At 68.6% G+C, this 22,596-nt stretch carries 17 protein-coding genes; 9 read left to right on the forward strand and 8 right to left on the reverse strand.

Going from position 1 to position 22,596, the window contains the following annotated elements; all coding sequences use genetic code 11:
• Positions 1-34 precede the first annotated feature (34 nt).
• From AC5WJ1_RS21435 to AC5WJ1_RS21450, 4 genes are all read right to left on the reverse strand, one after another.
• Positions 35-1,036: a thiamine pyrophosphate-dependent dehydrogenase E1 component subunit alpha gene (locus AC5WJ1_RS21435; RefSeq protein WP_133097056.1), complete on the reverse strand. Its 1,002-nt coding sequence runs from the start codon at positions 1,034-1,036 to the stop codon at positions 35-37.
• A gap of 33 nt (positions 1,037-1,069) precedes the next feature.
• Positions 1,070-2,143, reverse strand: a complete 1,074-nt coding sequence (locus tag AC5WJ1_RS21440) for an ATP-NAD kinase family protein (protein ID WP_135703439.1) — start codon at positions 2,141-2,143, stop codon at positions 1,070-1,072.
• 184 nt (positions 2,144-2,327) lie between these two features.
• Positions 2,328-4,340: a sigma-54-dependent Fis family transcriptional regulator gene (locus AC5WJ1_RS21445; RefSeq protein ID WP_133097058.1), complete on the reverse strand. Its 2,013-nt coding sequence runs from the start codon at positions 4,338-4,340 to the stop codon at positions 2,328-2,330.
• Positions 4,341-4,563: 223 nt separating this feature from the next.
• Positions 4,564-5,604, reverse strand: coding sequence for an LLM class flavin-dependent oxidoreductase (locus AC5WJ1_RS21450; RefSeq protein WP_135703438.1), 1,041 nt, complete (start codon positions 5,602-5,604; stop codon positions 4,564-4,566).
• 219 nt (positions 5,605-5,823) lie between these two features.
• Here AC5WJ1_RS21450 and AC5WJ1_RS21455 point away from each other — a divergent pair, with 219 nt between their 5' ends.
• Positions 5,824-6,579, forward strand: coding sequence for an IclR family transcriptional regulator (locus AC5WJ1_RS21455; protein ID WP_135703437.1), 756 nt, complete (start codon positions 5,824-5,826; stop codon positions 6,577-6,579).
• A 22-nt stretch (positions 6,580-6,601) separates the two neighbouring features.
• On the opposite strand, the gene AC5WJ1_RS21460 is transcribed toward AC5WJ1_RS21455, so the two are convergent.
• Positions 6,602-9,382: a hypothetical protein gene (locus tag AC5WJ1_RS21460; protein ID WP_434034305.1), complete on the reverse strand. Its 2,781-nt coding sequence runs from the start codon at positions 9,380-9,382 to the stop codon at positions 6,602-6,604.
• Positions 9,383-9,560: 178 nt separating this feature from the next.
• On the opposite strand from AC5WJ1_RS21460, the gene AC5WJ1_RS21465 reads away from it, so the two are divergent.
• From AC5WJ1_RS21465 to AC5WJ1_RS21490, 6 genes are all read left to right on the forward strand, one after another.
• Positions 9,561-10,274: an IclR family transcriptional regulator gene (locus AC5WJ1_RS21465; protein ID WP_135703435.1), complete on the forward strand. Its 714-nt coding sequence runs from the start codon at positions 9,561-9,563 to the stop codon at positions 10,272-10,274.
• Between the two features lie 80 nt (positions 10,275-10,354).
• A complete protein-coding gene (locus AC5WJ1_RS21470; RefSeq protein WP_434034306.1) occupies positions 10,355-11,962 on the forward strand; it encodes an OPT/YSL family transporter in 1,608 nt (535 codons plus the stop codon).
• A gap of 65 nt (positions 11,963-12,027) precedes the next feature.
• The gene (locus AC5WJ1_RS21475) at positions 12,028-13,212 is read left to right on the forward strand and encodes an aminotransferase class V-fold PLP-dependent enzyme (RefSeq protein WP_135703433.1); all 1,185 of its coding nucleotides are present in this window, start codon (positions 12,028-12,030) and stop codon (positions 13,210-13,212) included.
• 30 nt (positions 13,213-13,242) lie between these two features.
• The gene (pepE, locus tag AC5WJ1_RS21480; protein WP_135703432.1) at positions 13,243-13,998 is read left to right on the forward strand and encodes a dipeptidase PepE; all 756 of its coding nucleotides are present in this window, start codon (positions 13,243-13,245) and stop codon (positions 13,996-13,998) included.
• Between the two features lie 200 nt (positions 13,999-14,198).
• On the forward strand, positions 14,199-15,359 hold the full coding sequence (locus AC5WJ1_RS21485) for a porin (RefSeq protein WP_494476948.1): 1,161 nt from the start codon (positions 14,199-14,201) through the stop codon (positions 15,357-15,359).
• 59 nt (positions 15,360-15,418) lie between these two features.
• Positions 15,419-16,375, forward strand: a complete 957-nt coding sequence (locus AC5WJ1_RS21490; protein ID WP_133097066.1) for a DUF1177 domain-containing protein — start codon at positions 15,419-15,421, stop codon at positions 16,373-16,375.
• 10 nt (positions 16,376-16,385) lie between these two features.
• Here AC5WJ1_RS21490 and AC5WJ1_RS21495 read toward each other — a convergent pair whose 3' ends face one another.
• The gene (locus AC5WJ1_RS21495; protein ID WP_135703430.1) at positions 16,386-17,366 is read right to left on the reverse strand and encodes a DedA family protein/thiosulfate sulfurtransferase GlpE; all 981 of its coding nucleotides are present in this window, start codon (positions 17,364-17,366) and stop codon (positions 16,386-16,388) included.
• 354 nt (positions 17,367-17,720) lie between these two features.
• Between AC5WJ1_RS21495 and kdgD the strand changes: the two genes are divergently transcribed.
• Both kdgD and AC5WJ1_RS21505 read left to right on the forward strand, forming a co-directional pair.
• Complete coding sequence (kdgD, locus tag AC5WJ1_RS21500) at positions 17,721-18,635, forward strand: 5-dehydro-4-deoxyglucarate dehydratase (protein ID WP_135703429.1); 915 nt, start codon at positions 17,721-17,723, stop codon at positions 18,633-18,635.
• A 109-nt stretch (positions 18,636-18,744) separates the two neighbouring features.
• The gene (locus AC5WJ1_RS21505; protein WP_135703428.1) at positions 18,745-20,271 is read left to right on the forward strand and encodes an aldehyde dehydrogenase (NADP(+)); all 1,527 of its coding nucleotides are present in this window, start codon (positions 18,745-18,747) and stop codon (positions 20,269-20,271) included.
• A gap of 156 nt (positions 20,272-20,427) precedes the next feature.
• On the opposite strand, the gene AC5WJ1_RS21510 is transcribed toward AC5WJ1_RS21505, so the two are convergent.
• Both AC5WJ1_RS21510 and AC5WJ1_RS21515 read right to left on the reverse strand, forming a co-directional pair.
• Positions 20,428-21,429: a Bug family tripartite tricarboxylate transporter substrate binding protein gene (locus tag AC5WJ1_RS21510; RefSeq protein ID WP_133097070.1), complete on the reverse strand. Its 1,002-nt coding sequence runs from the start codon at positions 21,427-21,429 to the stop codon at positions 20,428-20,430.
• Positions 21,430-21,533: 104 nt separating this feature from the next.
• On the reverse strand, positions 21,534-22,559 hold the full coding sequence (locus AC5WJ1_RS21515; protein ID WP_135703427.1) for a Bug family tripartite tricarboxylate transporter substrate binding protein: 1,026 nt from the start codon (positions 22,557-22,559) through the stop codon (positions 21,534-21,536).
• Positions 22,560-22,596 lie beyond the last annotated feature (37 nt).

The raw sequence follows: 22,596 nt of genomic DNA on the forward strand, positions 1-22,596 counted from the left end.
TAGTTCGGTTAGCCGTCTGGTTGGCGAGAGGCGATCAGTAGCTGACGTAGACGTCGGTGAGCAGGTCTTCCGGGCCGGGCAGCGGCGCGGCCTTGGCTTCCTGCACGGCGTGCTCGATCAGCGCGGCGACTTCGCGGTCGATGGTGTCGAGTTCCTCGCGCGCGACCACGCCGGCCTGCGTCACGGTGCGGGCGAACAGCTTCAGGCAGTCCTTGTTGGCGCGGATATCGTCGAGTTCGCCGGCGGCGCGATAGGTCTGCGCATCGCCCTCGAAATGGCCGTAGAAGCGCACCATCTTGCATTCGAGCAGCGACGGGCCGCCGCCTTCGCGCGCGCGGCGGATCACTTCGCCCGCGGCCTCGTGCACGGCGAAGAAGTCGGTGCCGTCGACAGTCACGCCGGGGATGCCGAAGCCGGCGGCGCGGTCGACGTAGCTGTCCACCGCGGTGCCATAGTCACGCGAGGTCGACTCGGCATAGCCGTTGTTCTCGATCACGAAGATCACCGGCAGGTTCCACACCGCGGCCAGGTTCAGGCTTTCCAGGAAGGTGCCCTGGTTGGAAGCGCCGTCGCCGCAGAAGGTGATGCCGACCTCGCCCTTGCCGCGGAACTTGGCCGCCAGCGCGGCGCCGCAGACCAGCGGCGCACCCGCGCCCAGGATGCCGTTGGCGCCCATCATGCCCTTGGACAGGTCGGCGATATGCATCGAGCCGCCCTTGCCGTTGCATGAACCGCCCTTCTTGCCATAGATCTCCATCATCATCGCCACCGGATCCACACCCTTGGCAATGCAGTGGCCGTGGCCGCGGTGCGTGCTGGCAATGCGGTCGCCATCGTGCAGGTGGTGCAGGATGCCGACGCCCGCGGCCTCCTCGCCTGCGTACAGGTGGACGAAGCCCGGGATGTCGCCACGCGCGAAGTCCACGTGCAGGCGTTCCTCGAAATCGCGGATGGTGCGCATCTTCCGGTACACCGTCAGCAGGGTCTCCTTGTCGAGCGGCAGCAAGGCGGAAGCTTGTGAAGCTCTGGCTGTCATGTCTGTCTCCTTCGTTCTATCAAGGTTTGCACTTCAGGAAAGGCAGGAAAGCAACGGGTTGCTGCTGCGCATCAGCCGATGCTGCGCGGCATAGCGCATGCAGCCCGCCACGTCGATGCTGCGAAAAGCGTGTTCATGCAGGGTCACGGTGACTTCGTCGTCAGGGCCGAAGGCCAGCTCGCGTTCGCCGTCGAGCGCGACAATGCCGCTGCGCTGGCGCACGCGGTGCGGGCGGCCGTGTTCGAGACGCTGCCAGCCGGCGACCGGCACCGTGCACAACAGTCCCGGCGCGATCGGCGCGCGCAGGTCGAATTCGCCCTCGCCCGGCGCGGCCAGCTCGATCGCCAGGCCGCCGGGCTCGCGCCGGCCCAGCGGTTCGAGCAGTCCGGCAATGGCCGACAGGCCGATGGCCTGCGGATCGGCGAACGACACATAGACCGCTGCGAGCGTGTCGGTCTTCCACAAGGCGCGCGCGCCGATGAAGTGTTCGTGCGAGATCACCGCATCCACCAGCGCGATGTCGCGGCGAAAGCCGCCATCGCCGTCGCGGATGACGATGTCGAGCCGCTTGTTGGAGGCCAGCGCGTGCTTGTCGGAAACGCGCCCGGTGGCGTAGAGCCCGGTGGCGAGGCCGATGATGGTCGGCTCGCGCATCTCGGGGTAGGCGTTGTTGGTGCCGGTCGACAGGCCGGCGATGGGAACCCCGCCGCATTCGCGCACCACCGCGCGGTGGGTGCCGTCGCCGCCGAGCACGATGATGGCGGCCACGCCGGCATCGGCCATGCAGCGCGCGGCGTGCAGCGTGTCGTCGACGCGCGCGGTCACGGGCATGTCGAGGTATTCGACGGCAGGCAGGCCGGAGTCGGGTCCCTGCCGGCGCGCCAGGTGCCGCGCCAGCATGACGCGCAGTCCTTCGCGGTCCGGCATCATCAGCACGCGGCCCACGCCGCATGCCGCCAGCGCGGACAGCAGGCGCAGCACGATATTGACGCGATCGGCCAGTTGCAGGCTGTTGGCGTTGGCGATCACGCGGCGGATATCGCGCGCGGAAATCGGGTTGGCGATGATGCCGACCAGTGGCGTGCCGGCGCCGGCTGCGTGCCCCATTGCCTGTCTCCTGTTGTCGTTGTGGTGACAGGCAAATTGCAATGGCTGTGCCAGCGCGCGCAGGGCGAGAAACGCGCAAAAACCGAGGGATTACCCGCGGCGAAAAGGCAAGACGGGGCGGTGCGCTGTGACAGGTGTCACAGCACAGGTGTACAGCGGGTGGACAACCGTATCGCGCGACCGCTCAGTGAATGGGCTTGCCGCCTTCATCGTCGGCCCCGTCGCGCCGGTTAGGCGACTGGATGCCATAACGCTCCATGCGCCGGTACAGCGTCATGCGGCTGATGCCGATCTGGCGCGCGACCGCGCTCAGGTTCCAGCCGGAAGCGCGCAGGTACTGCATCAGCAGCATGCCTTCCGGCGGCAGCTGGTGCGGGTCGAATGGCGCGGCGGCGCTGTCGCCGGCAACCTGCGCAGCTTGTGCCGGCGCAGCGGCGATGGCCGCGATCCCGAGGCCGTCGGGCAGGTCGTGCTCATCGATATAGCCGCCGGTGCAGACGGCGCGCGCGTATTCCAGCACATTGCGCAGCTCGCGCAGGTTGCCCGGCCAGCTATGGCGATGCAGCCGCTCGCGTGCCGCCGGCGACAGCGTTACGGGTGCGGCGGCGCCTTCCTGCAGCAGCTTGGCCATCAGCCAGTCGAGGTCGTGGCGTGCGCGCAGCGGCGGCAGTTCGAAACGGGCGCCGTTCAGGCGGTAGAAGAGGTCTTCGCGGAAGCGTCCCTCGGCGACCAGTTGCTCCAGGCTGTGGTGCGTCGCCGAAATGACGCGCAGCCGCACCGGCACCGGCCGCGCGGCGCCGACCGGCAGCACCTCGCCTTCGGCCAGCACGCGCAGCAGCCGCGACTGGAGCTCGCGCGGCATGTCGCCGATCTCGTCCAGGAACAGCGTGCCGCCGTCCGCTTCCTGGATCAGCCCGCGCTTGCCGCGCGGGCCGGCGCCGGAGAAGCTGTTGGGCAGGTGGCCGAACAGCTCGCTCTCGATCAGCGTTTCCGGGATCGCCGCGCAGTTCACCGCGATGAACGGGCCGCCGCGGCGGGCGCTGGCCTGGTGCAGGGCCTTGGCGAAGAATTCCTTGCCGCTGCCGGTCTCGCCGTGGATCAGCAGGTTGATCGGCGAATCGACCAGCCGCGCGGCGCGCTGCAATTGCTGCTGCAGCGCAGCGTCACCGCCGGTCAGCGCGGCCAGCGCCTCGGGCATAACCACCGGCGCTTCCTTCGCGGGAGCCTGCCAGCGCAGCGCGGGTGGCATCACGCTCAGGTATAGCAGCCCGCCGCTGCGGTTCAGCGCCACCAGCCGCTGCTCGCTGGGCCGGGAGTAGACATAGTTGCCCAGGTCTTCCAGCCGGGCGCCGAACAGCGTCTCGAACCGCTGGCCGAGCACGGTGGCGCCGGCCGCGCCGCCCAGCTCGCCCTCCAGCATCAGCCGGGCGCGGTGGTTGTGGCCGACGATGCGGCCGACCTCGTCCAGCGCCAGCAGGTATTCGGGATTGACGTCGACGAACTCCGGCGCCACGTTCAGCTTCAGGATCCAGTCGCGCCGGTGCGCGCGCAGGAAGTTGGCGTTCTCGATATGCGCGGCATAGATGCGTACCAGCTGCAACGCCAGCCCCTGGCTGTCCTTGGCGTGCGGCGAGGTCAGCGCGGAGATGTCGAGGATGGCGTGCAGGTTGCCGTGCGTGTCGAACAGCGGCGCGGCGGTGCAGGTCAGCGGGATATGGGTTGCATCGAAATGGTCGGCCTGGTGCACCGTCAGTGCCTGGCCGGTGACCAGCGCCGTTCCCACCGCGCAGGTGCCGGCGCCGCTCTCGCTCCATTCCGCGCCGAGGTAGAGGCCGGCGTGCCGCAGTGCGGCATCGGTGCGCGCATCGCCGATATAGTCGACCGTCACGCCTTGCGCATCGGTCAGCAGCACCACGTAGCCCAGTGCGGCCACTTGCCCGTACAGGCTCTGCAGGCCGTGGCGCGCGATGCGCGCGAAATCGTCGATGCGTTCCTGGTGTTCGCGCAGCCGCGGCTGCGGCAGGATGCGCGCTTCCTGCATGCGCGAGGGATCGAGCCCGTACTGGTGCACGCAGCGCCGCCATGAGTTCTGGATGATGGCGTCGTGCGCGATCCGGTCCGCCAGCACGGCGGGCGGGGCTAGGTATGTGGTGGCCTGGACCACCGTCTCGATGTGCTCGCGTTGCCGCAGGTCCATCGCTGTCTCCTGGTCGTCGCTGCCGTCGGCCCCGGGAGCCTGCTGAGGGGGGCGGATCGGGCGGACTGTGCGGGCGCGTGCCTGGGTGGCCACGCCTCTGTCTGGTCTCGGCCTTCTAATGTATCCGAGCGCGTCGGCGGGATGCAAACCAGAATGGCAGGCAGGAATCAGGAGACGTCGGCCAGCGCACGCCGCAAGTGCGGCGTGCGCCATACCGGATGGCTCAAAGTGCGGCGTTGGCCTTGAGGCTGCGCGCCGCGCCGGCGGCGATCTCGAAGGAGCGCAGGCGCGCCTGGTGGTCGTAGATCTGGCCGGTCAGCATTAGCTCGTCCGGCTGCAGGTCGTCGACAAAGCGCTGCATGCCGGCGCGCACCGAGTCCGGATCGCCCACCACCGAGCACGCCAGCGAGCGGCGGATATGGTCGGCCTCGCTCTCGGTCCACAGCGACTCGATGTCGTCCACCGGCGGGCGCAGTTGCCCCGGCGTGCCGCGCACCAGTGCCAGGAACTGCTGCTGCAGCGAGCTGAACAGGCGGCGCGCCTCATCGGCGCTGTCCGCGGCAAAGACGTTGAAGCCGAGCATCACGTACGGGCGATCCAGCGCTTCAGAGGGCCGGAAGGTGCGACGGTAGAGGTCGAGCGCCTGGCGCATGAAGCCCGGCGCGAAGTGCGAGGCAAACGCGAACGGCAGGCCCATGGCCGCGGCCAGCTGCGCGCTGAACAGGCTCGAGCCCAGCAGCCAGATCGGCACCTTCAGGCCGGCACCGGGAACGGCGCGCAGGCGCTGGCCAGGGCGCACGTCATCGAAATACGCCTGAAGCTCTTCCACGTCCTGCGGGAAGGTATCGGCGCTATCGCTGGTCAGATGGCGGCGCAACGCGCGCGCGGTGGCCTGGTCCGTGCCGGGCGCGCGGCCCAGTCCCAGGTCGATGCGGCCCGGGTACAGCGAGGCCAGCGTGCCGAACTGCTCGGCGATCACCAGCGGCGAATGGTTGGGCAGCATCACGCCACCGGAGCCCACGCGGATGGTCTGCGTGCCGTTGGCGACATAGCCGATCAGCACCGCGGTGGCGGCGCTGGCGATGCCGGGCATGTTGTGGTGCTCGGCCAGCCAGTAGCGATGGTAGCCCAGTTGCTCGGCATGGCGCGCCAGGTCGAGCGAGTTGCGCATGGCCTGGCCGGCGTCGCTGCCCTGCGGGATGGGAGCCAGGTCGAGCACCGAGTAAGCGATGCCGTTGCCGGCGGGGAGAGAGTCGCGATTCATGTTGTGGTCTGGCGGGCGGCGTACGCCACACGTGCGCCGCCCGATGCTATGCGGATGGTTCGCTATGTTAGTGAGCCTGCGCGGAACGTGCTGGCGACGGATTTGCGGCCCTGCGGGCGGCGTGGGTATGTGGGTATCCGCCGGACCAGCGCCCGACGGCAAGGATTGAGCCTCGCGCCGCTTGCCCTTACCATTCAGCCCGATGCGAAGGAACGATCGATGACTCTCAAGACACTGGACGGCGCGCTGGCCCTGCTGACGCACTTCACCGTGCGCCAGCCCACCTGGGGCGTGCGCGAACTGGCCAAGCACAGCGGCGTGCATTACGCCGTGGTGCACCGCGTGCTGGCGACCTTTGCCGCCAACGGCTTCCTGGTACAGGACGCGGCGACCGGCAAGTATTCGCTGGGGCTGCGGCTGTTCGAGCTGGGACAGGTGGTGCGCAAGAGCTTCTCGCCGGACGAGATCGTGCGCCCGGTTCTGGAAAAGCTGGCAGCGCAAAGCGGCGAGACCGTATTCCTGTCGTGGCTCGACGGCCATGAAGGCCTGTGCGTGGGGCTGGTGCAGAGCCAGCACCAACTGCGTTTCTCGATCGAGCTGGGCGAGCGCTTTGCGCTGTACGCGGGGGCGCATGCCAAGGCGATGCTCGCCTTCCAGGAAGATGCCTTCCGCGACGAAGTCTACCGCCAGGGCATGGCGCGCGTGGGCCCTCACACCACGCTGGACCGCGAGCGCATCGAGCAGCAGCTTGCCGAGGTGCGCGAACGCGGCTGGGCCCATACGCGCGAGGAAGCCGCGGCCAGCGTGGCCGGGCTGGCACTGCCGCTGTGGTCGCGCGACCGCAGCGCGGTGGTGGGCTCGGTGGCGATTGCCGGGCCGCAGCAGCGCCTGGACGAGGCCGCCGTGCCGCGCCTGCTGGAGGCCTTGCGCGACGCCAGCGGCCGGCTGGAAGACGTGATCGGCTTCGTGCGCTGACGCCAACGTTCAGTCGGCTCGATCACGCAAGCAGCGCCTTTCCCACTTCGCCGCCCAGCACCCGCTTGCCGATCGCATGGCCCAGCGCCCGATAGCTTTCCCATTGGGCTTCATCGAAGAACTGGTCGCTGGTGCTTTCCTGCGGGAAGGCCGGGTGCGTGGCGCCATAGTGCCGCACGTCGGCCGGCGCCCATGACACCAGCCGCGGCTTGAGCAGCACGATGCGGCAGACCTGCGCGCGCGGCGCCGCGCACGCCGGATCGGTGCGGTACACGTTGAGCAGCACCGCGCATTTGTCGGCGGCAGGGTCGCTGCCCGTCACACCAGGCATGAAATCGTCCGGCACGCCGAAGACGCGGCTCAGCACGGGATGCGTGGCGGCCTCGGTATCGACCACGATCTCCAGGCCATGGTCGATGCGCGCGAGCCGGATCAGGTTGGCGAGGTCGCCGAAGCGATAGTCCGGATCGCCGCCACAATCGCACAGCACGATCAGCGCGACGTCCCGACCCGGACGCAGCAGCTCGTAGACACCGGTGTTGTCGAAATGGCCGCCGTCCGACAGGTATTGCCAGCCGCGCCGCGTGCCATGGAAGCGGGCGCTCAGCTCGCACCCGAGGTAGTACTGCGTGCGGAACATGCCGGCGGCCAGCCACGGATGCGTGGCGCGTTCGGGATGGCGCCACCGCTCGCCCTCGGCTCCGCCCTGGCGCGCATACCTGGCCGGGTACGAGGGCCACCACGTGCCCAGCCGCAGGTTGGCCAGGCCCAGCAGCAGCGAGGTCCCGAGCGTGGTGGCCCGGCCCAGTCCCGTTGACACCACCGCCCCCGAGATGGCGATCCAGTCGCCCACCGTGAGCGATTGCGACAGCTTGCCCGATGCGGGCCATGACGCATCCGGGCAGCACTGCCGGCCGTCGATGGTGAAGCGCGCATAGGCATCCGGCGCGATGGTGGCCGCGGCGCCCGGCTGGGCCACGCTGGCGCCGGGCGCCAGGCACAACGGCTTGCCTTTGCGGTCGCGCTGGACCAGTTGCTCGGCCGGATCGACGGTCAGGTTCAGCGTCACGTTGATCAGGTGCAGCGGCGCCAGCACGCGCGGATCGTAATAGGCGTTGAGGCCGAGCTGGTCGCCGGGCACGGGCTCCGCCACGCTGAAGCGCGCGCGCCGGCGGCGGTCCGCCACCGGATCGGGATCGGGCGCGGCAAAGCGCTCGCCGTTGGACGCGCCAAGGTAGGCGCGCGTGAGGCGCGCCGCATAGAAGGGCTGCAGCGTGGACAGGTTGAGGAACCCGGTAAAGCGGCCGGCGACCAGCGCCAGCACCAGCGCCACGACAGTCAGCATTGCCAGCGCCGGCCCGGTGTAGGCCGTGCCGTACACCAGCCAGTCGACCGGCTCGCGGCCATCCCAGCGCACCCACAGCACCAGCCACGACCACAGCACGAACATCAGCAGCGCCAGCACCGCCGCGGCCGCGCCGGCCAGCAACGAGACCGGCAAGCGCGCCCACAGTGCGCGCCAGGCGGTGTCGGCGCTGCCCTTGCGGCCTGCGTCGAGCCAGCGCGCGCCGTAGCGCACCAGCCAGACCAGCACGCCAAGCACGCCCGCGGGCAGCGCCGCGCCCCACGGATGATGAGCGGCATGGGCATACAGGTAGGCGGTTCGCGCGACCGTATCGGCCACGCCCAATGCCGCCAGCCACAGCGTCAGCGTGACCGCAGTGCGCAGCGCACGCGTGGCGCGCACGCGATAGCCGGACACGGTGCGCGGCTCGCCCTGCAGCATCACCAGGCAGCTCAGCACGCCCAGCCACGTCAGCACACCCAGCGCGGCAAAGAGCTGCGCCGGAACGTGGTTGGCACCGAGCCATTCCGACCAGTGCGCGGCGGCCAGCAACAGCAGGCCGAGCAGCGTCGCCACCAGCGGTGCTGGGCTGAGAAAGCGCGCCGGCGCCTGCGGATCGTTGGCGCGCGGGTAGACCAGCCAGTATGCCAGGCCGGGCGGCACCGCGCCGATCACCACCGTAACCAGCGGCAGCCACAGCCAGGGGCTCCACCAGATCGCGCACTCGCCCTGGTTGAAGGCCTGCCGCGCATCGTGCAGCAGGTCCATCTCATAGCGCCCGAACCCGTACCACGCTCCCGCGGCGCCATGCAGCAGCAGCGCGAGCAGGGCCAGCAACGCCAGCAGCGCGCTGCCGATCACGTAGTGCATGGCCAGCCAGTTGCGCACCACCAGGGCGGCGGCATAGAGGTTGTCGCCCGCGCCCGTGGGCGACAGGTAGCGACCGTTCTCGCGCAGCCACGCGAGCGCGCCGCGGCCGGGATCGGCGGCATAGGAGACCGAGGTGTGGATGCGCCCGGGCGGCTCGCATTGCAGCGTGTGGTAGGCGTCGGCCGCGGCCTGGACCGGGCCGGTGCCGCGGCGCAGGCGGCCCGGCACGAACAGGCTGACGAAGAAGGCCCCGAGGTAGCCGCCGCCGCTGACGGTGGACAAGTAGTCGAACTGGGCCAGCAGCGAGGCCATCCCGGGCACGGCCTGCGCCGCGGCGGCGGTGTTCGCCGCGGGCGTCGGAGGAGCCTCGGTGTTCGCGGCGGTGGCAAGCGTGCGCGCCGGCATGTCGGTGCCGGCCATCGCCTGCATCACGCCCAGGCAGAACGTGGCGCTGCGGATGCCGCCGCCGGACAGCGCCAGCGCCCAGTTGCGCTGGCGCTCCTGCGTGCGCGGCGAGATGCCGAGCTGGCGGCGCCGATGCGCGATGCGGGCCGCTTCGTCGCCGAAACCGTGGTCTTCCGCAGCCATGGGCGCCTCCCGTAGCAGTCGCTCTGCGCCAAGTATAGGCAACGGCGCATGGTCGATATTCGCCCAGCCACCGGCGGAGATTGCGCGTTAACCCTGATTGTTGCGCGTCTGGGCGCGGCCTAGCATTTCTCTGTATCAGAGACGTTGTCTCTATAATAGAGACACAAAGCAGTCAGTCATGCTCAAGACCCTGGACGGCGCGCTCGCGCTCCTCACCCATTTCACCGCTCGCCAGCCCAGCTGGGGCGTGCGCGAACTGGCGCGCGAAAGCGGCGTGCACCACGCCGTCGTGCATCGCGTACTCGCCACGTTTGCCGCCAATGGCTTCCTGACGCAGGACAGCGTCGGCCGCTATGGGCTGGGCTTGCGCTGGTTCGAACTGGGTCAAGTGATGCGCAAGGCGTTTTCGCCGGCGGCAGTGGTCCAGCCCGCGCTGGAGGCGCTGGCGCAGGAAAGTGGCGAAACGGTTTTCCTGTCGTGGCTGGACGGTCACGAAGGCCTGTGCACGGACATCGCCCAGAGCCAGCACCAGCTGCGCTTTTCGATCGAGGTGGGCCAGCGCTTCGCGCTGGACGCCGGCGCGCATGCCAAAGCGATCCTCGCATTCCAGCCGGAAGCGTTCCGGCGGCAGGTCATCGGCGACGCGCCGGAACTGGCCGCGCAACTGGCCCAGGTCCGCGCCGACGGCTTTGCCTATACCTGCGAGGAATCCGCGGCCACGGTGGCGGGGCTGGCATTGCCGCTGCACCACCGCGACACCCAGGCGGTGGTGGGATCCCTCGCCATCGCCGGCCCGCTGCAGCGGCTGACGCGCGAGGCCGTGCCGCGGCTGCTGGAAGCGCTGCGCGCGGCGCGAAAGACGATCGGCCCGGTGGCGGGCTTCATGCGATAGCGGGTCAGGATTGCCGGCCCACGCAAACGCGCGCACACGACACACAAAACCAGACAACACTACGAGGAGCGGTGGAAGACATGACCATGCCAACACAACTGAACGCGCCAATGGCGGCGCAGCCCGCGACACGGTCGCGCTTTATGGAGCCTTTGCTGCTGCTGGTATCGGTGGCGCTGTCGGTATTCGGCGCCATGATCGGCATGCAGCTGATCGTGTCGCTGGGGATATCGGCCAATACCTCGATCATCGGCGCGCTGATCGCGATCGTGTTTTCGCGCATCCCGCTGGAGATTACGCGGCGCTTCCGCGTGCTGGAGCGGCAGAACCTGGTCCAGACCGCGATCTCGTCGGCCACCTTCGGCGCCGCCAACTCGCTGATGATCCCGATCGGCGTGCCGTATGCGATGGGCATGCCCGAGCTGGCCACGCCGATGCTGATCGGCGCGGTGATCGCCATGTTCGTCGACGGGGCCATGCTGTACTTCCTGTTCGGCAGCAAGGTCTTCCCCGCCACCGGCACCTGGCCGGCGGGTATCGCCACTGCCGAGGCGATCTGGGCCGGCGACCGCGGCGGCCGCAAGGCGGCGTTCCTGGGCCTGGGCATTGCCGTGGGCGTGGGCGGCGCGTGGCTGGGCGTGCCGATGTCGGCCTTCGGCGCGGCGTTCCTGGGCAACCTGGCGGCGCTGACCATGTTCGGCATCGGCCTGCTGGTGCGCGGCTATTCGGTGGCCGTGACCGGCATCGATATCGCCAAGGCCTATATCCCGCATGGGCTGATGATCGGCGCGGGCATCGTCGCGCTGTTCCAGGTCGCCATGGAAATCCGCCGTGCACGCAACGCGCCGGCCGCCGACGCGCGCACCATCGAAGTCCCGGCCTCGCGCGCCAGCCGCATCCTGTCGGGCGGCTTTCTCATCTACCTGGCGATCGCGTTGCTGATCTCGCTGCTGGCCGGGCATGTATCCGACATGTCGCTCGGCATGCTGGTCGTGTTCGTGCTGTACGCCGCCTTTGCCGCCTATGTGCACGAGCTGATCGTCGGCATCGCGGCGATGCACTCGGGCTGGTTCCCGGCCTTCGCGGTGGCGCTGATCACGCTGACCATCGGCATCCTGATCGGCTTCCCGCCAACGGCGCTGGCGGTGCTGGTGGGCTTCTCGGCCGCCACCGGGCCGGCCTTTGCCGACATGGGCTACGACCTCAAGACCGGCTACCTGCTGCGCGGCGAGGGCCGCGACATGGAGGCCGAAATCGCGGGCCGCAAGCAGCAGTTCCTGGCGGCGATGGTCGGCTTCGGCGTGGCCGCCGTGGTGGTGATCGTGTTCCACGGCACCTTCTTCTCGCAGGGCCTGATCCCGCCGGTGGACCGTGTCTATGCGGCATCGATCAAGGCCGGCTCCTCGGCGGAGATCGCGCGCAACCTGGTGATCTGGGCGATCCCCGGCGCGCTGTTGCAGTGGCTCGGCGGTTCCAAGCGCCAGCTCGGCATCCTCCTTTCCACCGGCATGCTGATCGCCTCGCCGCTGGCCGGCTGGGCAGTGCTGGCGGGCCTGCTGATCCGCTTCGTGGTGCAGCGCCTGCGCGGCGACAAGCATCTGGCCGAGATGAGCGCCTTTGCCGGCGGCGTGATCGCCGGCGATGCCCTCTTCAGCTTCTTCGGCTCCGTCACCAAGCTGAAGAAGTAAGCCCTGCGGCAAGCCATCCCGGGGCGCGCGCGCCGCGCCCCGCCTGTCATTACCCGAGACGTTCCATGGATATCCAAGCAATCCGCGCCGACACTCCGCTGACGGCTTCCACCATCTATCTCGACACGGCCGCGGCCTCGATTCCGCCCGACGCCGTGCTCGACACCGTGCGCAGCTACCTGCTCGATACCGGCCATGTTGGCATCTACCTGCCGGCGTTCCGCAAGGAGACCTATGCCCGCGTGGAAGCCGTGCGCGGCATGCTGGCCGGATTGCTCAACTGCTCGGCCGACGAGATCGCCTTCACCAAGAACGCCACCGAAAGCATTTCCATCGCCGCGCGCGGCATCGCGTGGCAAGCGGGCGATGAAGTGCTGGTGGCCGACACCGAAATGCTGAGCAACCTGCTGCCGTGGCGGCGGCTGGAGCAATCGCACGGCGTTGTAGTGAAGACGGTGCCGGCCAATGCCGAGGGCCTGCTGAGCGCGCAGGCATTCGAGGCCGCGATCACGCCGCGCACGCGCCTGCTGACCTTCTCGCACCTGCCCAATTCCACCGGCGCCGTGCAGCCCGCCGCGCAGATCTGCGCGGTCGCGCGCAAGCATGGCGTGCTGTCGCTCGTCAATGCCGCGCAAAGCGTGGGCATGCTGCGTTCCGATGTGGCGCAGCTGGACTGCGACTTCCTCGCCGGCTGCGGGCGCAAGGCGCTGCGCGCGACCGAGGGCTCGGGCTTCCTGTATGTGCGCCGCGCGCTGATCGGGCAGGTCGAGCCGATGCTGGTGGGCTGGTGGAACGGCGCGTGCGACCGCAACACCGGCGCGCTGTCGCTGGTGGCGGGCGCGAAGCGTTTCGAGGCCGGCTGCCCGATCGTGCCGGCAATCCTCGGCATGGGCACCGCCATCGACTATGCCACCGCGATCGGCATCGACGCCATCGAGGCGCGCGTGCGCGACCTGACTGAGTACGCGGTGGCGAAGTTCGCCGCGATTCCGGGCTTCGAGCTGTACGGTCCCACCGACGTGACCCAGCGCATCGGCATCGTGCCGTTCAACGTGCGCGGCGTCGACCCCGCGCGCATCGTGGCCGCGCTGGAAGCGCAGCAATGCATCATCGAAGCGGGCAACTTCATGGCCGATTCGATCCTGGCGCGCTACGGCGTGCCGACCATGGCGCGCGTGTCGCTGCACTACTTCAACACGCACGAAGAGATCGACCGCGTCGCCGCACTGATCCGCGCCGCCATCGCCTGAACGCATCACCGAAAAAACGGATACCAAGACATGACCCAACGCATCCTCCTGATGAGCAGCTCGCGCAAGGACAACCTCGGCTACCTGGAGCACGCCGGCGAGCAGATCCACACGCTGCTGCAGCGCGAGCCGCGCAAGGTGCTGTTCGTGCCGTTCGCGGGCGTGACCTTCAGCTTCGATACCTATGAAGGCATGGTCAAGCCGGTGTTCGAGAAGCTCGGCTATGCGCTCGAGTCGATCCACCACAGCGCCAATCCGCTGCGCGCGGTGCAGGAAGCCAAAGCCATCGCCGTGGGCGGCGGCAATACCTTCGCGCTGCTCAAGCGCATGTACGACGCCGGCATCGTCGACGCGATCCGCGCCAGGGTGCGCGCGGGCACGCCGTACGTCGGGTGGAGCGCCGGCAGCAACGTGGCCTGCCCGACCATCCGCACCACTAACGACATGCCGATCGTGCAGCCGCCCTCGCTGCGCGCGCTGGGCCTGGTGCCGTTCCAGGTCAACCCGCACTTCATCAGCGGCAAGCCCGCGGGCCACAACGGCGAAAGCCGGGAAGAGCGCCTGGCCGAGTTCCTGCACATCAATGCGCCCGAACAGGTGTTCGCGCTGCCGGAAGGTTCGGCGCTGTACTCGGACGGCACCCACGGCACCGTGCTAGGCGAGCGCAATGCGCTGTGGTTCCCGGCTGAAGGCAGGGTCGAGGCCATTCGTGAGGGCGAGCCTTTTCCGCTGTCGCAGATCACCGGGCCTGCCGGGATGGAGGAATGGCGGGGCTTTTCGGCCTGAGTGATGCGTTAAACGCCGAAGCACAGACTGTTGCCTCCCCTCTCCCGCAAGCTGGAGAGGGGAGCAAACCAGCGGGACGAATGCGTGACTAGCGACTAGCCAACCCCGGTCACAACAAACACACAAACAAAACCCTGCCCCGCGGGCCGCGTCTGCGCCGCCCGCGCGGCCCCCTTTTTGCCATCTGGAGGAGAAACACAATGAGCCAAACCCTTCGCCACGCCGCCCGGCTGACCTTGCCACTGATGCTGTGCCTGCCCACCGCCGCGATGTCGCAGTCCGGCGTGACGCTATACGGCGTCATCGATACCGCGCTGACGTACCAGACCCATTCCAACCCCGCCGGCGATGCGCAGGTCGGCCTGCAGCAAGGCGGCGAAGGCTTCCTGTCCGGGAGCCGCTTTGGCCTGAAGGGCGTCGAGGACCTGGGCGGCGGGGTAAAGGCCGGCTTCGTGCTGGAGAACGGGTTCCTGGCCGACACCGGCAAGTTCGACCAGCAGGGCCAGCTATTCGGCCGCCAGGCGTACGTGAAGATCGGCAACAAGTGGGGCGAGCTGGCGCTGGGCCGGCAATACACCACGGCCAACACCATGCTGTACTACGTCGATCCGCTCGGCGTGGGCGCGGCACCGTCGAACTCATGGATGGTGTACCTGACCGGGCAGCGCTACGACAACGCCGTCAGCTACACCGGCAATTTCGGCCCGGTGTCGCTGATCGCCGAATACGCGCTGGGCGAGACCGCGGGCAACACCCGCGCCACCTCGTCCACGTCGTTCGGCATGAAGTACGCGGCCGGCCCGATCACCGCGATCGGCGACTTCCAGCAGACCCGCGACAGCCAGAGCCGTACCGCAAACATCTACCTGGCGGGCCTGAAAGTCGCGATCGGCCGCGCCAGCCTGTTCGCCAACTACCTCCACAGCGACCGCGAGGCGGGCTTCGACTCGTCCAAGGGCGGCACCGACACGGCCACCATCACCAGCATGTCGACCGCGGCCACGCCGACCAACCGCGCGGCGATCAACTCGGTGTTCGGCAGCAGCCGCCACGACGACTTCTTCACGCTGGGCGCGAGCTATGCCGTGACCGGCAACGTAACGCTGACCGGCAGCGTGATGCACAACCGCACCCGCGCCGACAGCTTCAGCGGCAACCGCACCACCGCGTATGCCGTGGCCGACTACGCCTTCAGCAAGCGCACCGACACCTACGTGGCGCTGGCCTATGACCGCGTCCACGGCGACTGGTCGGGCCTGTTCGGCAACAACACCACCAGCTGGACCGGCGGCAGCGGCACGCCGCTGGACGGGCGCGACAGCCAGACCACCGTGATGGTCGGCCTGCGCCACCAGTTCTAACGATTCAACCGACGCCGGGCCCGCGCCACGCGGACCCGGCACCTCATCTGGAGAAAGCCATGGCCCTGCAGCAGACGCTGGTCATTCACGAAGCCCTGGACAGCCCGCACGCCAACGGTGCGGTCGTCAGCGAACTGTTCGCGCCCTACGCCGGCGCCGGCGTGACCTTGCAAGTCACCACCGTCAACAACGCGCCCCCCGAGAACACGGCCAACACCACCGACTTCATCACCATCGTGATCCCCGGCAGCGCCGGCAAGCGTGGCCGCGGCAAGGCGCCGACGCTTGGCGTGATCGGCCGCAACGGCGCCATCGGCGCGCGTCCGGAACTGGTTGGCCTGGTGTCCGATGCGGACGGCCCGATCGGCTGCCTGGCGGTGGCGCTGAAGCTCGCGCAGATGAAGGCGCGCGGCGACCACCTGCAAGGCGACGTGATCGTGACCACGCACCTGTCGACCGATGTCTCGATGGTGCCGCACGACCCGGTGCCGTTCATGGGCATGCCGGTGTCCTCCGACACCATGAACGACTACCAGGTGCTGCCGGAAATGGATGCGATCCTGTCGATCGACGCGTCCAAGGGCAACAGCATCATCAAGCATCGCGGCTTTGCCATCTCGCCGACGGCGATGCAGGGCTATATCCTGCGCGTGGCGCCGGACCTGGTGGCTACGATGGAATCGACCACCGGCTGCCCGGCAGTGACCTTCCCGATCTCGCTGCAGGACATCACGCCGTACCACAACGGCCTGTATCACTTCAACAGCATCATGCAGCCGCACGTCGCCACGGCGGCGCCGGTGGTGGGCGTGGCAGTGACCGCGCAGTCGGTGGTGTCAGGCAGCGCCACCTCGGCCAACCACGAGATCGACATCGCCGAGGCGGTGCGCTTCTGCGTGGAGGTGGCCAAGCGCTTCGGCATCGGCAAGTGCCAGTTCTTCAATGCCGCCGAGTGGGAGAAGATCCGCGCGATCTATCCGGACCTGTCGGTATTCCAGACCGCCGGCAAGCGCTGAGGCTTGCGCTTCAGCGTGCCGCCACCTTGCCCGGATCGGGATGCGTGACGGCGGGCGGCACGGTCTCGCCGTGCCGCCGCTTCCATTCGTCGAAGCCCCCGGCGAGCGCCCAGGTCCTTGGGTAGCCGGCAACGCGCAGGCGTTCGGCCAGCAGTGCCGCGGACATCTCGTGCGGGCAGGCGCAATAGACCACGATGTCGGCCTCGGCAGGCGGCACGCCCAGCGCGTCGAGACTGTCGAGCGCACCCTGCATGTCGAGCACCATCGAGCCGGGGATGCGCTCCATCGGCATGTCGCCATGGGCGCGCACATCGATCACGACGGGCAGCGTGCCGGCCAGGCGGCGCGATTCCAGTTCATCCACGCTCATGCGCGGCACGCGCCTGGTGATGCGCAGCAGCCGGAAACGGCGCCACGAGCGCCACGCCAGGAACACCAGGAACGCCGCCACCACCGCCACCACGGCCATATGCCCGTAGGTGCTGAAGCCCTCCAGGATGGTATCGATAAAGTCGCTGAACACCACGCCGATCAGCAGGCCGCTGCCGGCCCACACCAGGGCACCGATCGCGTCATAGAACAGGAACACGGGCAGCGGCGTGCCGGTCATGCCGGCCATCGCGGTGGACAGCGCGCCGGCACCGGGAAGCAGCTTCGCGACCACCAGCGAGCGCGGCCCCACTCGCAGGTACAGCGACTGGGTCTGGCGGATGCAGGAATCGGGCGAGATCGATACCTTGCAGATGGTGCGCAGCATCGGCTGCCCCAGCCGGCGGCCGGCGAAGTACCAGCCGGTATCGGCGATCAGGCAGGCGACAATCACCGCGGCCAGCACCGCGCCGATCGACGGACCGGTTTCCTGCATGCCGAGCGCGCCGGCGACGAACAGCATCGGGTACGCCGGCACCGGCAGTCCCGCCTGTTCAACCAGCACGTTCAGGAATACCAGCATCAGCCCGTGGTCTTCCAGCAAGGCTTGTAACTCTCCCACCGTCTTTTCCCCCGTTGGTTCAGGTTGCCAGTGTGCCAGCCGGAGGCAACCGATGCACGGGGCGGCTTTGCATGGGAGCATCAAAATTACTGATTTGCCGTCACTTACGTTGTCCTACAACGTTGAGAGGGCACGCCGGCTCATGCCGGTGCCGCAGACGTCTCAATGCCGGTGCCATCCATGGATCTATGCGGGCTGCCGGCACATCCGCCCCGGTAAACCCGCGAATGCCCTCCAGCCCTATTGCCTTTGTATGATCGTTGTCGTACGATGACTGATAACTCGGATGTCCCGCCAACTGGCAGGTCGCCGCCGTCACCACCCTGGGCCGCCGGCCCGATCAGGATTTCGCAAATGCTCGCACCCAACGAACTCAAGCAGATCGTCTCTGAAGGCCTGCTCTCCTTCCCCATTACCGACTTCGACGTCAAGGGCGACTTCAACGCGAAGTCCTATGCCGCCCGCCTGGAATGGCTGGCCCCGTACGGCGCCACCGCGCTGTTCGCCGCCGGCGGCACCGGCGAGTTCTTCTCGCTGACACCGGCCGACTACACCGCCGTGGTCGACACCGCGGTCAAGACCTGCGCCGGCAAGGTGCCCATCCTGGCCGGCGCCGGCGGCCCGACCCGCACCGCCATCGCCTATGCGCAGGAAGCCCAGCGCCTTGGCGCCGCCGGCGTGCTGCTGCTGCCGCACTACCTGACCGAAGCCAGCCAGGACGGTGTCGCCGCCCACGTGGAAGAGGTCTGCAAGTCGGTCGGCATCGGCGTGATCGTCTACAACCGCGCCAACTCCAAACTGAACGCCGAGCAGCTGTCCCGCCTGGCCGACCGTTGCCCCAACCTGATCGGTTTCAAGGATGGCGTGGGCGACATCGAGTCCATGGTCAGCATCCGCCGCAAGCTGGGTGACCGCTTCTCGTACCTGGGCGGCCTGCCCACGGCCGAGGTCTACGCCGCCGCCTACAAGGCGCTGGGCGTGCCGGTGTACTCGTCGGCGGTGTTCAACTTCATCCCGAAGACCGCGATGGACTTCTACCGCGCCATCGCCGCGGACGATCAAGAGACCGTAGGCCGCCTGATCGACAACTTCTTCCTGCCGTACCTGGCCATCCGCAACCGCAAGGCTGGCTACGCCGTGAGCATCGTCAAGGCCGGCGCCCGCATCGTCGGCCGCGACGGCGGCCCGGTGCGCGCGCCGCTGACCGACCTGACCGGCGAAGAGATGGAAATGCTGGGCACGCTGATCAACAAGCTCGGCCCGCAGTAATCCGATCCGTCCTTGCCATATGCATCGCGACAAGCCGGCCGCGGGGCACCTTGCCCTCCGGCCGGCTTGTCCTCTTCTGCCACACTCAAACGTTGACAAGGAACCTCCCATGCAAATCACCGGCGACATGCTGATCGGCGCGCAAGCCGTGCGCGGCACCGAATCGACGCTGCAGGCCATCAACCCGGCCACGGGCGAGACCCTGGGCCCTGACTTCCACGGCGGCGGCCAGGCCGACGTCGAGCGCGCCTGCGCGCTGGCCGAAGCGGCCTTCGATACCTATCGCAATACCTCGTCCGAGCAGCGCGCGGGCTTCCTGGACGCGATCGCCGCCGGCATCGAGGCGCTGGGCGACACGCTGATCGAGCGCGCGCACCAGGAAAGCGGCCTGCCAATCGCGCGCCTGCAGGGCGAGCGCGGCCGCACCGCAGGCCAGTTGCGCCTGTTCGCGACCGTGCTGCGCGAAGGCCGCTGGCAGGAGGCCACCTTCGACGCCGCGCTGCCCGAGCGCACCCCGCCGCGCCCCGACCTGCGCATGCAGCGCATCGCCATCGGCCCGGTGGCGGTGTTCGGCGCGAGCAACTTCCCGCTGGCCTTCTCCGTTGCGGGCGGCGACACCGCCTCGGCGCTGGCAGCCGGCTGCCCGGTGGTGGTCAAGGCGCATTCGGCGCACCTGGGCACGTCCGAACTGGTCGGCCGCGTGATCCAGAAAGCCGTGCAGGACGCCGGCCTGCCCGAAGGCGTGTTCTCGCTGCTGGTGGGCGCGGGCAATGTCGTCGGCACGGCGCTGGTGTCGCACCCCGCGATCCAGGCGGTCGGCTTCACCGGTTCGCGTTCGGGCGGCATGGCGCTGATTCAGGCGGCCAACGCGCGTCCGCAGCCGATTCCCGTGTATGCCGAGATGAGCAGCATCAATCCGGTGTTCCTGCTGCCCGCCGCACTGCAGGCGCGCGGCGCCGAGATCGGCCGCCAGTTGGTCGATTCGCTGGTGCTGGGCGTCGGGCAATTCTGCACCAACCCCGGCCTGGTGATCGGCATCGAAGGCCCGGCGCTGGACCAGTTCCGTGCCGCCGCGCTCGACGCGCTGGGCGGCAAGCCGGCGGCGACCATGCTGACGCCCGGCATCCATGCCGCCTATGAAAAGGGCGTGGCGCAGCTGTCGTCGCTGGATGGGCTGCAGCGTATCGGCGACGGCGTCGCCGCCACGGGTGTCAACCAGGCCCGTCCGGTGATGTTCGAGACCACCGCCGCGCAGTTCCTGGCCGATCACCGCATGCAGGCCGAAGTGTTCGGCCCGTCGACCGTGCTGGTAGTGTGCCGCGACCTGGAAGAGGTGCTGGCGCTGGCCAACCAGCTCGAAGGCCAGCTCACCGCCACGATGCAGCTCGACGACGCCGACCTCGACGCCGCGCGCCAGCTGCTGCCGGTGCTGGAGCGCAAGGCCGGGCGCGTGCTGTGCAATGGCTATCCGACCGGCGTGGAAGTTGCTCACGCCATGGTGCATGGCGGGCCCTTCCCGGCCACGTCTGACGTGCGTTCGACCTCGGTCGGCGCCACGGCGATCGACCGTTTCCTGCGCCCGGTGTGCTACCAGAACCTGCCGCAGGGATTGCTGCCGGCGGCACTGCGGGGATAAGCGCAACACTTGCAATGATGAGCCCCGCGCCTTGTGCGGGGCTTTTTGTTTTAATAAGCCAGCGCAAAAGAAAAGAAAGCGACCCGCGTTCGTCACGCGGGCCGCCTGTCGTTTATCGCGTCGAAGCGCCCTGCCGGGGCGGCCGATCCCTGCCGGTCAAGCCTCCAGCTTGATCCCCGCCTGCTTCACCACCCCCGCCCAGCGCGCCTGCTCGGCCACGAAGAACTTGCCGGTTTCCGCCGGCGTCATCGTCACCACTTCGGCACCCTGCTGGACCAGTTGCGAACGCAGTTCCGGCGCGCGGATGATCTTGATCAGCTCGGCGTTCAGGCGCGTCACCAGCGCATCCGGCATGCTGGCCGGCGCCATCACGCCCTGCCACGTGCCCGACTCGAAGTTGGGCACGCCCTGCTCGGCAATGGTCGGCACGTTCTGCAGCAGCGGCATGCGCGTGCGCTTGGACTGGGCGATCAGCTTGAGCTTGCCCGACTGCACATGCGGCAGCGTGGCCAGCATGCCGTTCATCAGCACCTGCGCGCTGCCGCCCACGGTGTCCGCAATCGCCTGCGAGCCGCCCTTGTACGGCACGTATTGCCACTTGGCGCCGGTGGCCTGCTCCACCGCTACGCCGGCCAGGTGCGGCGCGCTGCCGATCGCCGTCACGGCGAAGTTGAGCTGGCTGCGCTTGGACAGTTCGACCAGTTCCTTCAGGTTGCTGACCTGCACTGACGGATGCACCACCAGCAGGTGCGGCGAGTACGCCAGCATCGTCACCGGCTTGAGGTCCTTGGCGATGTTGAAGCTGAGCTTGGTATAAACCGACGGGCTGATCGCCAGCGCGCCGATATCGCACAGCATCAGCGTATGGTTGTCGGTGGCCTGCGCAACCATGGCCGCTCCGACGTTGCCGTTGGCGCCCGGCTTGTTGTCGACCACCACGGACTGGCCCAGCGCTTCGCCCAGTTGCTTGCTGATCAGCCGCGCGATGATGTCGGACGAACCGCCGGCGGTGTACGGCACCACCAGGCGGATCGGGCGCGTCGGCCAGGCCTGCTGCGCGGCGTGCGCGCCTGTGGCGAGGCCGGCCAGCGGGCCGGCGGCGATGCCCGCGGCCAGCGCGGAAGTCTGCTTGAGGAAAATGCGGCGTCCCTGGGTCATGCTATGTCTCCATTGTTGTTGCAGGTGCGCCGGCGCGGCACGGTGGTCGTGCGGCGGCCGGCGCTGTCGGTGTGTTGGTCAGGTGCGGTCGATGCTTGTTGCGCTCAGTCGAGCACGATGCGGCCCTTCTCGATCACGGTCTTCCAGCGCTGCAGTTCCTGCGCTTCAAACTGGCTGAATTGCTCGGGCGTATTCGCCACCACCTCGAAGCCGCTCTCCGACAGCTTCTGGCGCATCTTCGGATCGTTCAGCGCGCCGACCAGCGCACCGTGCAGGCGCGTCTTCACGTCGGCGGGCAGCCCGCGCGGCGCGGCGACGCCCTGCCAGGAATAGACCTCGACTTCCTTGACCCCGGCTTCGGCCATGGTCGGCACGTTGGGCAGCACGGCCGGGCGCTTGTCCGCCGTCACCGCCAGCGCCTTGAGCTTGCCGGTGCGGATGTGCTGCAGCACCGCGTTGATGTTCTGGAACGATACGTCCACCTGGCCGGCGAGCAGGTCGGAGATGGCGGGCGCGCCGCCCTTGTACGGCACATGCAGGCCGTCGGTGCCGGTCTTCTGCCAGAACAGCGCCGCGGTCAGGTGGTCGGACGACCCCGCGCCGGACGAGGCAAAGCTGACCTTGCCCGGGTTCTTCTTCATGTGCGCCACCAGTTCCTGCACGTTATTCGCCGGGAACTGCGGATTGACCACCAGCACGTTAGGCGCGCGCACCGCCACCGTCAGCAGGTCGAAGTCCTTGACCGGGTCGTAGCCCAGGTTCTTCTGCAGGAACGGGTTGACGGCAAAGACGCCGATCGACGCCACCAGCATGGTGTAGCCGTCCGCCGGCGCGCGCTTGACGAAGGTCGCACCGATGGCGCCGGTCGCCCCGGGCTTGTTGTCGACCACGAACGGCTGGCCCAGCTTCTCGTTGAGCGGCGCCGTCAGCATGCGCGCGATGGTGTCGGTGGAACCGCCCGCGGGGAACGGCACCACCACCGAAACAGGGCGTTGCGGCCAGTCTTGCGCGGCCCGGGCGTTGCCGGCCGCCAGCGCGGCCAGCGCCGCGACCGTCAGCACCGAGCCGACGGCAACCATGCGCAGCCAGTCTTGCAGGCGCAGGGCACCCGTGCGTTGGGAGGAATACATCGTTGTCTCCTGCTCTGTCTTGTCGATACCGGACTGC

The sequence above is a fragment of the Cupriavidus sp. MEYA8 genome, assembly GCF_059278825.1.